This window comes from Actinocatenispora rupis, assembly GCF_016861975.1.
GTDB classification, from domain to species: domain Bacteria; phylum Actinomycetota; class Actinomycetes; order Mycobacteriales; family Micromonosporaceae; genus Actinocatenispora; species Actinocatenispora rupis.
In genome coordinates this window covers 104282-118527 of sequence record NZ_BOMB01000023.1, presented here as the reverse complement: position 1 = coordinate 118527, position 14246 = coordinate 104282, and the positions used below count along the sequence as shown (strand labels likewise).

The following is a 14246-nucleotide window of genomic DNA, read 5'->3' as shown; positions in this document are numbered from 1 at the left end:
GGTGGCGGGATGGGTGAGCTGCCGGCGGCGGTGTCGATCCGCGAGGTCGGCCCGCGGGACGGGTTGCAGAACGAGGACCCGGTGCCGACCGCGGACAAGGTACGGCTGCTGGATGCGTTGCCGCGCACCGGAATCCGGCGGATCGAGGCGGTCAGCTTCGTACACCCGAAGGCGATTCCGCAGATGGCGGACGCCGACGAGGTGTGGTCGCGCGTCACCCGCGACCCCGCCGTACGCTACTCGGCGCTCGTACCGAACAGCCGTGGTGCGCGGCGCGCGCTGGACGCCGGCTTCACCGACATCGAGGTCGTCGTGTCGGCCAGCGACACGCACAACCGGAAGAACGTGAACCGGTCCACCGCCGAGTCGCTCGACGACATCACCGAGCTGATCTCCTTGCTGCACAAGGAGAACGCGCGGGTCGAGGTGATCGTCGCGACCAGCTTCGGCTGCCCGTACGAGGGGGACGTGGCGCCGGAGCGGGTGGCGTCCATTGTGGACAGAGCGGTGGCGGACGGGGCGGACCGCGTCGCGTTCGGCGACACGACGGGGATGGCGACGCCGCGCCGGGTCACCGACCTCGTCACCGCCGTACGGTCCCGGCAGCCGGACGTGCCGGTGCTGCTGCACTTCCACAACACCCGCGGTACCGGGCTGGCGAACATCCTGACGGCGATGGAACTCGGCGTCACCGAGTTCGACGCCAGCGTCGGCGGCCTCGGCGGCTGCCCGTACGCGCCGGGTGCCACCGGCAACGTGGCGACCGAGGAGGTCGTACACATGTTGTCGGACATGGGGATCGAGACGGGCGTCGACCTCGACGCGCTGGTCGAGGTGGCCGCGATGGCGCAGGACATCGTCGGCCGCGAGCTGCCCTCCGGCGTACTCCGGGCCGGGCCGCGCTACCGCACCATCCCGGCCTGAGCCGCGGATCCCTTGTGGCGTAAGGATTTCTTGGGTCAGGTGAGCAGGCTGCCGCGGGTCAGGACGAGGCTCGCGGCGCCGCGCGCGTGCGCGCTGTCCTGCCACGGCCGCACGATGACCTCCAGGCCGCGCAACGGCGGCAGCACGCTGCTGTCGATCGCCGCCGCGAACCCCGGCTCCAGGTACGGCCACAGCACGTGGCTCTCGCCGATCACCGTGACCGCGCGTACGGCGAGGAGGTTGACGACGCCGGCGACGGCCCGGCCGAGTACGGTGCCGGTCTCGGTGAGCAGCTCGCGTACGCCGGCCGAGTCCGCCGCCGCGGCGAGGAGATCGGCGAGCGTGGCGCCGGCCGGCAGGAGGCCGCGTTCCGTTGCGGCGCGCAGGATCGCGGGCTCGCTGGTGTAGGCGTCGACACAGCCGTACGCGCCGCAGATGCACAGCGGCCCGTCCGCCGACACCGGCGTGTGCCCGAACTCGCCGGCCACCCCGTCCGGCCCGCGGTGCACCTGCCGGCCCAGCACGATGCCCATGCCGACACCGTCACCGATCCCGAGTACGAGGAAGTCGTCGTGGTCGCGGCCGGTGCCGAACAACAGCTCCGTCGTCGTACTGGCGCGCAGGTCGTTGTCCACCAGCACCGGTACGCCGAGGTCGGCGGCGAGACGTTCGCCGAGGGGCAGCTCGGTCCAGCCGAGCCGCGGCGCCATCCGTACGACGCCGGTCGCGGGGTCGATGATGCCCGGTACGGCGAGGCCGACCCCGCGGATGCGTTCGCCGGTGTCCGGGTCGGCGAGGGCCTCCCGGACGATCGCGGCGAGTTGCCCGACCGGGTCGTCGCCCGCGTCGAACGTGTGGTGCCGCTGCGCGGCGATGGTGCCGTCCAGCCGTACGACGACGCTGACGACGAGGCCCACGTTGATCCGCAGGCCCAGCGCGTACGCGGCGTCGGGCACGACCTCCAGCGGTACGCGGGGGCGGCCGACGCCGTTGACCTCGGGCGGCAGTTCTCGCAGGTACCCGGCGGCGACGAGGCGGCGGGCGTGGTCGGTGACGGTGGCGGGGCCGAGGCCGAGCCGGCTGGCCAGCTCGGACCGGTTGAGGGGCCCGGCGGCGCCCAGCTCGGCCATGATCTCGATCCGCGTCAGCTCGTCGCGGTGCGCGGTACGTCGCGGTGACACGGCGATCATCCTCGCGCGTCGGGTGCCGAATCCGGAAATGCCGGCCGCCGCGACGTCCTGCTGAACCCCGGGTTGACGGACACCGTGAGCACCTCCTATGGTCTGACCGCCGATATTTTCGGCTTCGAATTTATACCCGGCCGGCCCCGGTACGCATCCCGGGCCACGGGCGTCGATCTCTACGGACAGCGGGAGGGCAGATGCGCCTGCGGAAGACCGCCCTGGTGGCGGCCGGGCTGGTGGCGGTACTCGCCGCCGCGGCCGGGTGTGGCAGCGGCAGCGGCGCCGGCGGAGGTACCAAGAACTCCGACGGCTCGGTGACCATCGACTGGCAGATGTGGGCCGGCAGCAGCGACGAGCAGAAGCAGCTCGACCACCTGACCAAGCTCGTACACCAGAAGTACCCCAAGATCAACCTGAAGCTGCGCACCGCGCCCTTCAAGGACTACTTCACGAAGCTCCAGACCGAGATGTCCGCCGGCAAGCAGGCGTGCCTCGTGTCGATGCAGAGCCTGCGCCTGCCCGGGTTCGCGGCCAACCTCGAACCGCTCGACCAGCTCGCCAAGGACGCCGACCTGTCCGGGTTCGACCCGGCCGCGCTGAAGGCCCTCAAGGCCGACGGCAAGCAGTACGCGCTGCCCATGGACCTCGGCGCGCTGATGATGTACTACAACGCGGACGCGTTCAAGAAGGCCGGGCTGAAGGCGCCGGCCAAGGGCTGGACGATCGACGAGTTCGTCGCGGATGCCAAGGCGCTCAAGGCGAAGAGCGGCAAGCCCGGCTTCGGCATGTCGTTCTCCGACCTCAACCTGATGTCCCTGCTGTACGCGTACAACGGGGCGCAGCCGGTGAGCGGCGACAAGCTGACGCTGACCGGCAAGAAGATGCAGGACGCGATGACCTGGTACACGGAGCTCGCGACCAAGGAGAAGGTCGGCAGCGTACCGGCCAGCTCGTCCGAGGGCGGCTGGGGCGAGACGCAGTTCGCCAACGGCAACGCCATGATGGCCGTCGACGGTACGTGGAACATCGGCTCCACGATCGGCCAGGCCAAGTTCAACGCCAGCGTCGCGCCGCTGCCCGTCGGCTCCGCCGGCGCCCGCACGTACGTGGCGAACTCGGGCTACGGCATCTCCACCAACTGCGCGTACAAGAAGCAGGCGTTCCAGGCGCTGAGCGTACTGACCGGTGACGAGGCCGAGGGGTACCTGGCCGACCAGGGTCGCGCGTACCCGGCGCGGACGTCGCAGCAGCCGAAGTTCGGCGAGTACCTGGCGAAGCAGGACCCGAAGAAGGCCGACCTGGTCAAGAACGCCCTCGCCACCGTCAAGGACGGCCTGGACGGGTCCGTGCCCTTCACCACCACCCAGAACTGGGACCAGGTGAACCAGCTGTTCAGCCAGTACCTGCTCCAGGCGTACACGGGGGCCACGTCGCCCAAGAACGCGCTGGACACCGTGCAGCAGCGCGCCCAGCGCGGCGCCTGAGCCACGCCGGCGGCGGTCCGCGGGCGCGGGCCGCCGCCGGAACGGTACGAGAGGGAGGTCGACATGGCCGTCGCCGAGGCGACGCGGACGCCGGCACCGGCGAAGCGCCGGCGCAGCAGATCCGCGCGGCGCGAACAGTGGCACGCCACCGGCTTCATCACGCCGAGCGTGGTGGGACTGGGGCTGTTCACGCTGTTCCCGGTCGTCATGGCCGTGGTGATGAGCTTCTACAAGTGGCCGATGCTCGGCACCCACGAGTTCGTCGGCTTCTCGAACTTCAGCTACCTGTTCGGCGGCGACCCCGACTTCCTCGCCGCCGTACGCAACACGTTCGTGTTCACGGGGCTGTTCGTACCGCTGAACATCATCGTGGCGCTGGGGCTGGCGTTCTGGATCTCGACGTCGCGGTTCCAGCAGCTGTTCCGGGTGCTGTTCTTCATCCCGTCGATCACGCCCGCCGTGGCCAACGCGGTCATCTGGAAGCTGCTCTACCAGCCCGACGGCGTCATCGCGTACTACACCGAGAAGCTGTTCGGGGTGCACGCGCCGAACTTCCTCGCCGACGGGCACACCGCGCTGCTCGCAGTCGTGGTGATGAGCGTCTGGCAGGGCTTCGGGTACAACATGATCATCTTCTCGGCGGCGATCAACGAGATGCCGCCCTCCGTACTGGAAGCGGCCAGCATCGACGGTGCGACCGGGATCCGGAAACTCCTCCGCATCCAGCTGCCGCTCATCTCGCCGTCGCTGTTCTTCGCGACGGTCATGACGATGATCAGCTCACTACAGGTGTTCACGCAGGTCTTCATCATGACCGGCGGCGGCCCCGGCAACTCCACCGAGACGATGGTCATGAACGTGTACCAGGCCGGCTTCGTCTCCCGCGACCTCGGCCTCGCCGCCGCGTCCGCCTGGATCCTGTTCGCGCTGATCCTCATCATCACGGCCGTGCAGTTCGTCGGCCAGAAGCGGTGGGTGCACTATGAGCACTGATACGCTGCGCCGCACCGCGGCCCACGACACCGGCGCCGACCGCATCCAGCGACGCCAACGCAACCGGCGCATCCGCCAGACCATCTCCCACGTACTGCTCGTGCTGGTCGCGCTCGCGTTCCTGTTCCCGCTGATCTTCACGGTCGCGACCGCGCTCAAGCCGGCGGGCGAGACGTTCTCCACGCCGCCGAGCCTGGTCGGCTCGTCCATCCGCTGGCAGAACTTCGTCGACGTCTTCACGTTCGTGCCGTTCCACCGGTACATCCTCAACGGGATGTTCGTCGCCGGCGCCGGCACCATCGTCACGCTCATCGCCTCGGCCCTGTCCGCGTACGCCTTCGCCAGCCTCAAATGGCGCGGCCGCGACAGCCTCTTCCTCGTCTTCCTCGGCACCATCATGGTTCCCCAGGAAGTACTCATCGTGCCGATGTTCATCCTCATGCAGCGCTTCGGCTGGGTCGACTCGTACGCCGCGCTCATCTTCCCGTGGGCGTTCACCGCGTTCGGTACGTTCCTGCTCCGGCAGTTCTTCAAGGCCGTGCCGTACGAGCTGCAGGAAGCGGCCCGCATCGACGGGTGCGGGCCGCTCCGGACGTTCCTCCAGATCATGCTGCCCATGGCCAAGCCGGCGCTCGGCGTACTCGCCGTCTTCACCTTCGTGAACTTCTGGAACAGCTTCCTGTGGCCCCTCGTCATGATCAACGACGTGAACGCGCGCGGCACCGTGCCGCTCGGCCTCGAACTGTTCTTCGGACAGAACGGCAACCAGTGGCACCTCGTCATGGCCGCGTCCGTCATCTCGATCCTGCCGACCCTGATCCTGCTGCTGTTCCTGCAGAAGCACCTCGTCAAGGGGGTCGCGACGAGCGGCCTCGCGGGGCGCTGATGATCTTGGTCCGCCTATCGATTGTCCAATTGTTCAACTGTCGCCTTGTTCAACAAGTCAACAGTTGAACAATCCGGGTCGGGCGACACGCCCACCCCGCCCCAACACGCCCACCCCACCACAAACCCACCCGCGCCGCCCGTACCGTGCCCGCGCCCACCGCACCCCGGCGCCCGGCACGTACCTCCCGGCCGATTCCCTTACGTACCAAGGCAAGGACCCTCATGCTCCTCTTCGACCGACGGACCGGACCCGACTTCGGCGTGACGTACCCGAGTGAGCGGGTGCCTGACTGGTACCGGGACGCCAAGCTCGGTGTGTTCGTCCACTGGGGCTTGTTCTCGCTGCCGGGTTGGGCGGTGACCCGAGCGCCGGGCGAGGCGGTTCCGGCGGAGTTGGAGTGGAGCCACCACCAGTACGCGGAGTGGTACGCGAACACGTTGCGGATTCCGGGTTCGCCGACGCGGGGGTTCCACGAGGAGACGTTCGGGGTGGGCACGTCGTACGAGGATCTGGCGGATCTGTGGCGGGCGGAGCGGTTCGATCCGGCGGGGTGGGTGCGGGAGTTCGCGGACTGCGGTGTGCGGTACGTGGTGCCGGTGACGAAGCATCACGACGGTTTCTGCCTGTGGCCGACGGAGACGACGGGGTTCAACAGCGTGGCGCGGGGTCCGCGCCGGGACGTGGTGGGCGAGCTGTCGTCGGCGGTGCGTGCCGCGAACCTGCGCCTGGGCCTCTACTACTCGGGCGCGCTCGACTGGCACGTCACGGACTTCCCGCCGATCGAGTCGCTGCGTGACCTGTTCACGTACCGCCGGAACGACCGCGCGTTCGCCGACTTCTGCCACGCGCAGGCGCGGGAGCTGATCCAGCGGTACTCGCCGGACGTGCTGTGGAACGACATCGACTGGCCGGACGCGGGCAAGGACGCGGGGCCCACGAGTCTCGCCGCCCTGTTCGAGGAGTACTTCGCGGCGGTGCCGGACGGCGTGCTGAACGACCGCTGGGGCGTGCCGTACCTCGGGTACCGGACGCGGGAGTACCTGAACGAGGAGGCGGTGACGGCGCACGTGTGGGAGGCGTGCCGCGGGCTGGGCGCGTCGTTCGGGTACAACCGGGCGGAGGACGACCGGCACCTGGTGGGCGAGACCGAGCTGGTGCACCTGCTGGTGGACACGGTCGCGAAGAACGGCAACCTGCTCATCAACATCGGTCCGCGCGGTGACGGCACGCTGCCGGCGAACCAGCTGGACCGGTTGCGGTTCCTGGGCGCGTGGCTGCGGGACAACGGTGACGCCGTCTACGGCACCCGCCCGTGGGTACGACACGGCGAGCCGGTCGGGGATCCGGTCCGCTACACCGTCCGGGATGACACCCTGTACGTGCTGGCACTGGACCCGGCGCGGGGTGAGCTGCGGCTCGCGCCCGACGTGGCCGCCGCCGGCCGTGGGTACTGGTTGGGTGGTGCCGGCGTCGACCTGTCCGCGGGCACGGTCCCCGTACCGGAGGCGCTCCGGAAGTCCGCGGCGGCAGTGCTCGCGGTGCCCGGGATGCGCTGAGGGGGAAGCGATGGCGGCCGAGCTGGCCCGCGTGGTACGCAACGGCTTCGTGGAAAGTGTCCACTATGGACACGTCGTCGTACTGCGGGGCGGGGCGGTCGCCTTCGCCGCCGGTGATCCGCACCTGGCGATGCTGCCCCGGTCGAGCCTCAAGCCGGTACAGGCCGTCGCCACCCTCGCCGCCGCCCCCGCCCTCGCCCCCGTACTGACCGGCGAGCGGTTGGCGGTGGCGTGCGGCAGCCACACCGGCGAGCCGTTCCACCTGGCGGCGGTGGACGCGATCCTCTCCTCGGCCGGCCTGTCCCGCGCGGACCTGCGCAACGTCGCATCGTGGCCGGAGGACGAGTCCGCCCGCGACGACGAGATCCGCGCCGGCGGTACGCCCGCCCCGGTCTTCATGAACTGTTCGGGCAAGCACGCCGCGATGCTCGCCGCCTGCGTCGCGAACGCCTGGCCCACCGACTCGTACCTGGTGCCGGACCATCCGGTACAGCGGGGTGTGGTCGACGCGACCGAGCGGCTGACCGGAGTACCGGCGGCGACGGTGGCGATCGACGGCTGCGGCGCGTGCTGCCCGTCGACGACGCTGGCCGGGCTGGCGCACGCGTTCGCCCGGATCGCCACCGGTCCGGACGGCAGCGCCGAGCAGGCGGTCGCCGCCGCGATGCGCGCGCATCCCGAGTACGTGGGCGGCACGGGGCACGTCAACACCCGCTTCATGCAGCTCGTACCGGGGGCGATCGTGAAGGGTGGGGCCGAGGGCGTGCTCGTCGCGGCCACCGCCGACGGTACGGCGGTCGCGGTGAAGTGCCTGGACGGCAATCCGCGTGCCACGACCGCGGTCGCCCTGGCGGCGTTGCGCGCGGCCGGCGCCGGCGTCCCACCCCTGCCCGACCTGGAGCAGCTCCCGGTACTCGGCGGCGGCGTACCGGTGGGCCGGATCCTCGTGACGGTCTGATCCGCAATTCGGTGGTGGATTCGCGTGTCCTTGATCGAACGCCCTCGTTGAAGACTACGGATCGTGCTTCAGCGCGTACAAAGGGTTGCGCACGAGCCAGCAATGAGGCAGAATTCGCTACGAGGCGGATAAAAGCCTCAAAAGCTAATGAAAGGGCATGGGGCGCATGGGTCAGGTGTCGCAGCACGAGGAGCGCGGTCAGCGCTTCCCGATGCGCGCGACCCGCCGTCGCCCCGCCGGCGCGGAGAAGCGTTCCCGCCTCCTGCGGTACGGGCTGCGGGCCCTCGTCGTCGCCGGCGCAGCCGGTGCCGCCTGGCTCGTCGGCAGCCAGGTCGCCAGCGCGTCCGCCGCGCACGACACCGCCACGCCCGGCCACACCGCCCCCGTCCACTGCTCCGACCAGGCGTCGGAGGGTGGCCGCGGCCTCCTGCCCACCGCGACGCACGCGGTCGGCTCCGTGACCGAGGCCCTCGGCGGCCCGGGTACGGCACACCAGACTTCCGGCGGGGCTTCCGCCGGGGCACAGACGTGCGGGCGGCCCTCGGCCGGCCCGCATGACGAAACGGTCCGGTCCGCACCGGTCGCCAACTCCACGCGCGCCGGCGAACCAGCCGCGCGCAGTGCGGCGCCCGCGACCGTTTCCGCCGGTGACACCGCCGGCAGCCGGTCTCCTCGTCCGTCGACGAACACGACCGGCCGTACCACCGGACAGTCGCCGCTCGGCCCGCTGGCCGACGCGGCAGCTCCCGTACTCGGACCGGTGACGGACGCGACGCGTCCGGCGACCGGGCCACTGACCGACGTCGTACGGCCGACCGGTGTGCTCAGCCAGAGCCCGGTCTCGTCCGTACTGACCGGTGTCGGTCGGCCCGTCGTCGGCACGATCGCCGACACCACCCGGCCCGTGACGGGGACTCTGACCGCACCGCTCGCCACTGCCACGCGCCCGGTCACCGGGCTGCTGGGCGCTGCCGTACACCCGCTCCCAGGGGTCGCCGGCTGCGTCACGGCACCGTTGACAGGCGTGCTGACGGGCGGCAGCGGTCCGCTGTCCGGCACCACCGTGCCCACCGGGCATGCGGCGCCCAGCCAGGCGTCGCACTGGCCGTACGGTGCGGTGGACCAGGCACTGTCGCTCTGCCGGCAGGCCGACCCGGTCCACAGCTGGTCCGGACGTACTCCCGCGACCTGGGCGGACGGTTCCGTCAGCGCCGACCGGTCCTCCGGACACCACGTGCCGGGGGCACCCGAGCCGACGCCGCTTCCGGCTGGTTCGGGCCTGTCCAACGGGGGTTCCGCCTCCTCGTCGGCGTCGCACGCCGACACCGGGGCGTTCGCACCCGCTGGCTTCTCCGCAGTACGCGCCGACGACCCCACGGGGGTCCGGCCCGGTACCGCGGCACCCGGTCTGCCTCGCTTGTACGAGGTCGACCCGGTCGTCACACCTGACTGAGCGGGACCGTTCCCGCCGCGACGTTCACCGCCGATCGTCTCCGACGGGTACCGCACGCACCATTTCCCGCTCGAATTCACCGATGAGTAATTCCGTCGGGTGAACCCTGCCCGACAGCAATTCCTGTATGCATTCATTCGCAGCAATTCGGAAAGGCACCCAAACCTCATGAAGACATGGGTTCGTCGTACCGCCCGGGTCGGCATTCTGTCCGCGGGTTTCCTGCTGGCCGGCGCCAGCATCGCGCACGCTGGCCCGAACGCGGTGTCGGCCGGTAACTCCGGCATCGGAAACGGCACCCAGGTGGTCGCCCCCGTCCAGGTTCCGGTGAACGTGGCCGGCAACGGTGTCGGCGTCGCCGGCGTCGGGCTGGGCGTGAACGGCAGCAGCACGGCGGTCGCGCACCGCGCCGAGTCGGCCCGTACCACCGAGGGCGCCAACCTGGTGTCCGCCGACAACAAGGGCATCGCCAACGGGACGCAGGCGTACGCGCCGATCCAGGTCCCGGCGAACGTGGCCGGCAACGGGGTCGGCGTGGCCGGCGTCGGCATCGGCGTCAACGGCAGCAGCACCTCGGTCGCGCACCGCGCCGAGTCGGCCCGCACGACCGAGGGCGCGAACCTCGTGTCGGCCGACAACAAGGGCATCGCCAACGGGACGCAGGCGTACCTGCCGATCCAGGTGCCGGTGAACGTCTGCGGCAACGGCGTGGGCGTGCTGGGCGCGGGCATCGGCGTCAGCGGCTCCTGCACCTCGGTCGCCGCCGCGCAGGAGTCGGCCCACACCACCGAGGGCGCGAACCTGGCGTCCGCCGGCAACGCCGGGATCCTGAACGGCACCCAGGTGTACGCGCCGATCCAGGTCCCCGTGAACGTCTGCGGCAACGGCGTGGGCGTGCTCGGTGTCGGGGCGGGCGTCTCCGGTGCGTGCGACAGCGTCGCCGCGCGCCAGGAGTCGGCCCGTACGACCGAGGGCGCGAACCTCGTGTCGGCCGGCAACCAGGGCATCCTGAACGGCACGCAGGTGTACGCGCCGATCCAGATCCCGGTCAACGTCTGCGGGAACGGCGTGGGCGTGCTGGGCGCGGGCATCGGCGTCTCCGGCGACTGCACCTCGGTCGCGGGCAGCCGTGAGGGTGGCAACGGCGGCTACCACTCGATGGCCTCCTCGGAGGGCGCCGAGGCCGCGCACGTCAAGAAGCACGGCGCGAAGCACATGAGCAAGACCGCGGACACCACCAAGCCCGCCAAGGTCGCGCAGCCGCAGCACGTGGCCGCCCCGCAGCACGACAGCGCCGGCCCGAACCTGGTGTCGGCCGGCAACTCCGGCATCGGCAACGGCACCCAGGTGTACACGCCGGTGCAGGTTCCGGTGAACGTGGCCGGCAACGGCGTGGGCGTGCTGGGCGTGGGCCTGGGCGTCAACGGTGCGAGCGACGCGGCGGCGCTGAGCCAGAGCTGAGTACGTCTGAGCCTGCCCCCGGCGTACGACCGGGGGCAGGATCGAACGCCCCGGGGCAGTCACCCACTCCCCGTCTCACATAGATAGGCACGGGCCCTCGCGGGCGATCCGCGGGGGCCCGTCCGCGTACGGATGGTGCGCGGGCGTCCGCTGAGATAGCCTAACGATCGTTCAGTAGCGTCGTGAGTGGGTCAGCTCGGGACGACGTCGGACGGCCGAGCCCGTGGCGCCGACAGGCCGTCCCGAGCTGAGTTCTGAGGTGGGTCGGGAGGAAACGGTGTCCATGCCCGAGGATCCGGCGGTCGCCGGCGAGCCCGCGGCCCCGGCCGCCGTCGAACTGGAGCAGCTGCGCAAGCGCGTCCGCGCCGGCGGTGCCGAGAAGTACCACGAGGCGAACCAGGCGCGGGGCAAGCTGTTCGCCCGGGACCGGATCGCGCTGCTGGTCGACGAGGGCAGCTTCACCGAGGACGGCATGCTCGCCAACGCGCTCGCCGACGGGCTGCCCGCGGACGGCGTCGTCACCGGTCGCGCCACCGTCGACGGCCGGCCGGTCTGCCTGATGGCCAACGACTCCACCGTCAAGGCCGGCTCCTGGGGCGCCCGTACGGTCGAGAAGATCATCCGGATCATCGAGCGGGCGTACGCGGAACGGGTGCCGATGATCTACCTGGTCGACTCGGCCGGGGCCCGGATCACCGACCAGGTCGAGCTGTTCCCCGGTCGGCGCGGCGCCGGGCGGATCTTCCACGAGCAGGTACGCGCGTCCGGCTCCATCCCGCAGATCTGCGCGCTGTTCGGGCCGAGCGCCGCCGGCGGTGCGTACATCCCGGCGTTCTGCGACGTGGTGGTCATGGTCGACGGCAACGCGTCGATGTACCTCGGCTCGGACCGGATGGTCGAGATGGTCACCGGCGAGCGCACCACGCTGGAGGAGATGGGCGGCGCCGCCGTGCACTGCAAGGAGTCCGGCGTCGGCCACTTCCTCGTCAAGGACGAGCCCGCCGCGCTCGACGTCGTCCGCAGCTACCTCGGGTACCTGCCGTCGAACTGGCGCGACCAGCCGCCCGTCGCCGAACCCGTCGCCGCGCCCGACGTCGACCTCGGCAAGCTGGTACCAGTCTCCGAGCGCCAGGCGTTCGACATGCGCCGGTACGTGAAGGGGCTGCTCGACGCGGGCTCGTTCTTCGAGATCCAGGCGCTGTGGGCGCGGGAGGTGACGATCGGGTTCGGCCGGCTGGACGGGAAGGTCGTCGGCGTCGTCGCGAACAACTCGATGTTCAAGGGCGGCGTGCTGTTCATCGACTCCGCCGACAAGGCGACCCGGTTCATCACGCTGTGCGACGCGTTCAATGTGCCGTTGCTGTTCCTGTCGGACGTACCGGGGTTCATGGTCGGGTCGGCGGTCGAGCGGGCCGGGATCATCCGGCACGGCGCCAAGATGATCAGCGCGGTCGCCGAGGCCACCGTGCCGAAGATGTGCGTCGTCGTCCGCAAGGCGTACGGCGCCGGCCTGTACGCGATGGCCGGCCCCGGCTTCGAACCCGACGCAACCATCGCGCTGCCCACCGCGAAGATCGCCGTGATGGGCGCCGAGGCCGCCGTCAACGCCGTGTACGCCAGGAAGATCGCGGCCCTGCCCGAGGACGAGCGCGCCGACTTCGTCGCCACCAAGCGCGCCGAGTACGAGGCGGACATCGACGTCGTACGGCTCGCCGGCGAACTCGTCGTCGACACCATCGTCGAGCCGGGCGAACTGCGCGCCGAACTGATCCACCGGTACGCCGCGGCCGCGCACAAGCCGCGCCGGTTCTCCGACCGTCGCCGCGGGGTGACCCCGGTATGAGCGGTGGCGGCACCGGACGCGGCGTACCGACGGACGACCGGCGCCGCACCGTCCACATCGGACTGTCCACAAGGTACCGTCCAGCAAGGAGTGTCCACGATGGAGTTCAGGCTCACCGAGGAGCAGTCGGCGCTCCGCGAATCGGTACGGGAGTTCGCGACCGAGGTCGTCGCCCCGGTGATCGGAGACCACTACGAACGCGGCGAGTTCCCGTACGGGATCGTCAAGCGGATGGGCGAGATGGGGCTGTTCGGCCTGCCGTTCGGTGAGGACGTCGGCGGGATGGGCGGCGACTACTTCGCGCTCTGCCTCGCCCTGGAGGAACTCGCGCGGGTCGACTCGTCGGTCGCCATCACCCTGGAGGCGGGCGTTTCCCTTGGTGCGATGCCGATCCACCGCTTCGGCACCGACGCACAGAAGAAGCGCTACCTGCCGCGACTCTGCCGCGGTGAGGCGATCGCCGCGTTCGGCCTGACCGAGCCGGGCGGCGGATCCGACGCCGGCGCAACGAAGACCCGCGCCGTACTCGACGGCGACACCTGGGTCATCAACGGCACCAAGTGCTTCATCACCAACTCCGGCACCGACATCACCGACTTCGTCACCGTCACCGCCGTCACCGGCACGCGCGAGGGCGGCAAACCCGAGATCTCCGCCATTCTCGTACCGGCCGGCACGCCCGGCTTCACCGTCGGCCCCGAGTACTCGAAGGTCGGGTGGTGCGCGTCCGACACCCGCGAACTGTCCTTTGTGGACTGTCGGGTACCGGCGGAGAACCTCGTCGGCGAACGGGGCCGGGGATACGCGCAGTTCCTGCGGATCCTCGACGAAGGACGCATCGCCATCGCCGCCCTCGCCGTCGGCCTCGCGCAGGGCTGCGTCGACGAATCCGTCAAGTACGCCAAGCAGCGCGTCGCGTTCGGCCACCACATCGGCGACTACCAGGCCATCCAGTTCAAGATCGCCGACATGGAACTGCGCGCCCACACCGCCCGCCTCGCCTACTACGACGCCGCCGCGCGGATGCTCGCCGGCGAACCGTTCAAGAAACAGGCCGCCATGGCCAAGCTGTACGCCTCCGAATCGGCCGTCACCAACGCCCGCGAGGCCACCCAGATCCACGGCGGGTACGGCTTCATGAACGAGTTCCCCGTCGCACGCATGTGGCGCGACTCCAAGATTCTGGAGATCGGCGAAGGGACCAGCGAGGTGCAGCGGCTGCTGATCGCGCGCGACCTGGGGTTGTAGGGCGCGGGGAAGTGTTGCGCTGCAAGGGATTGCGGCGGGGGTGAGGTGGTCCGCGCGGCACCTCGGGGCTGCGGTGTGGAGTGTGTTGGTGCTGCGCTGCGGAGCGTGTTGGTGACTGTGCGGCAGATTGTCCAATTGTCTCATTGTTCAACTGTGTCATTGTTCAACAGTTGAACAATGACACAATTGAACAATCGGCGTACGCCAAGATCAACATCGCGACCGCCCCGCCCCCACCCCCGGTCGCGGCCCA

General features: G+C 70.4%; 11 protein-coding genes. 10 read left to right on the top strand and 1 reads right to left on the bottom strand.

Going from position 1 to position 14246, the window contains the following annotated elements:
• Positions 1–9 precede the first annotated feature (9 nt).
• Entirely contained in the window at positions 10–924 is a 915-nt protein-coding gene (locus Aru02nite_RS20310) for a hydroxymethylglutaryl-CoA lyase (protein WP_203660001.1), read from the top strand.
• A gap of 35 nt (positions 925–959) precedes the next feature.
• On the opposite strand, the gene Aru02nite_RS20305 is transcribed toward Aru02nite_RS20310, so the two are convergent.
• Positions 960–2105 carry an ROK family transcriptional regulator gene (locus Aru02nite_RS20305; protein ID WP_203659999.1) on the bottom strand — a complete coding sequence of 382 codons (1146 nt, stop codon included), beginning with the start codon at positions 2103–2105 and terminating at the stop codon, positions 960–962.
• A 200-nt stretch (positions 2106–2305) separates the two neighbouring features.
• On the opposite strand from Aru02nite_RS20305, the gene Aru02nite_RS20300 reads away from it, so the two are divergent.
• From Aru02nite_RS20300 to Aru02nite_RS20260, 9 genes are all read left to right on the top strand, one after another.
• Positions 2306–3592, top strand: coding sequence for an ABC transporter substrate-binding protein (locus tag Aru02nite_RS20300; RefSeq protein ID WP_203659997.1), 1287 nt, complete (start codon positions 2306–2308; stop codon positions 3590–3592).
• Positions 3593–3655: 63 nt separating this feature from the next.
• Complete coding sequence (locus Aru02nite_RS20295) at positions 3656–4585, top strand: carbohydrate ABC transporter permease (protein WP_203659995.1); 930 nt, start codon at positions 3656–3658, stop codon at positions 4583–4585.
• On the top strand, positions 4575–5471 hold the full coding sequence (locus tag Aru02nite_RS20290) for a carbohydrate ABC transporter permease (protein WP_203659993.1): 897 nt from the start codon (positions 4575–4577) through the stop codon (positions 5469–5471). Before Aru02nite_RS20295 ends, Aru02nite_RS20290 begins: the two co-directional genes overlap by 11 nt.
• A 224-nt stretch (positions 5472–5695) precedes the next feature.
• Positions 5696–7030 carry an alpha-L-fucosidase gene (locus Aru02nite_RS20285; RefSeq protein WP_203659990.1) on the top strand — a complete coding sequence of 445 codons (1335 nt, stop codon included), beginning with the start codon at positions 5696–5698 and terminating at the stop codon, positions 7028–7030.
• Between the two features lie 10 nt (positions 7031–7040).
• On the top strand, positions 7041–7988 hold the full coding sequence (locus Aru02nite_RS20280; RefSeq protein ID WP_203659988.1) for an asparaginase: 948 nt from the start codon (positions 7041–7043) through the stop codon (positions 7986–7988).
• A 157-nt stretch (positions 7989–8145) separates the two neighbouring features.
• Positions 8146–9441, top strand: a complete 1296-nt coding sequence (locus Aru02nite_RS20275) for a hypothetical protein (protein ID WP_203659986.1) — start codon at positions 8146–8148, stop codon at positions 9439–9441.
• A 168-nt stretch (positions 9442–9609) separates the two neighbouring features.
• Positions 9610–10902, top strand: coding sequence for a chaplin family protein (locus Aru02nite_RS20270; RefSeq protein WP_203659984.1), 1293 nt, complete (start codon positions 9610–9612; stop codon positions 10900–10902).
• A 283-nt stretch (positions 10903–11185) separates the two neighbouring features.
• A complete protein-coding gene (locus Aru02nite_RS20265; protein WP_203660353.1) occupies positions 11186–12745 on the top strand; it encodes an acyl-CoA carboxylase subunit beta in 1560 nt (519 codons plus the stop codon).
• Positions 12746–12844: 99 nt separating this feature from the next.
• Positions 12845–13993 (top strand): acyl-CoA dehydrogenase family protein, encoded by a 1149-nt coding sequence (locus Aru02nite_RS20260; protein WP_203659982.1) that lies wholly within the window; start codon positions 12845–12847, stop codon positions 13991–13993.
• The last annotated feature ends 253 nt before the right edge of the window (positions 13994–14246 follow it).

What these genes read in the sequence shown, in the direction of transcription:
- Aru02nite_RS20310 (WP_203660001.1), top strand. Translation starts at nt 10, where the DNA reads ATGGGTGAGCTGCCGGCGGCGGTGTCGATCCGCGAGGTCGGCCCGCGG.
- Aru02nite_RS20300 (WP_203659997.1), top strand. Translation starts at nt 2,306, where the DNA reads ATGCGCCTGCGGAAGACCGCCCTGGTGGCGGCCGGGCTGGTGGCGGTA.
- Aru02nite_RS20295 (WP_203659995.1), top strand. Translation starts at nt 3,656, where the DNA reads ATGGCCGTCGCCGAGGCGACGCGGACGCCGGCACCGGCGAAGCGCCGG.
- Aru02nite_RS20290 (WP_203659993.1), top strand. Translation starts at nt 4,575, where the DNA reads ATGAGCACTGATACGCTGCGCCGCACCGCGGCCCACGACACCGGCGCC.
- Aru02nite_RS20285 (WP_203659990.1), top strand. Translation starts at nt 5,696, where the DNA reads ATGCTCCTCTTCGACCGACGGACCGGACCCGACTTCGGCGTGACGTAC.
- Aru02nite_RS20280 (WP_203659988.1), top strand. Translation starts at nt 7,041, where the DNA reads ATGGCGGCCGAGCTGGCCCGCGTGGTACGCAACGGCTTCGTGGAAAGT.
- Aru02nite_RS20275 (WP_203659986.1), top strand. Translation starts at nt 8,146, where the DNA reads ATGGGGCGCATGGGTCAGGTGTCGCAGCACGAGGAGCGCGGTCAGCGC.
- Aru02nite_RS20270 (WP_203659984.1), top strand. Translation starts at nt 9,610, where the DNA reads ATGAAGACATGGGTTCGTCGTACCGCCCGGGTCGGCATTCTGTCCGCG.
- Aru02nite_RS20265 (WP_203660353.1), top strand. Translation starts at nt 11,186, where the DNA reads ATGCCCGAGGATCCGGCGGTCGCCGGCGAGCCCGCGGCCCCGGCCGCC.
- Aru02nite_RS20260 (WP_203659982.1), top strand. Translation starts at nt 12,845, where the DNA reads ATGGAGTTCAGGCTCACCGAGGAGCAGTCGGCGCTCCGCGAATCGGTA.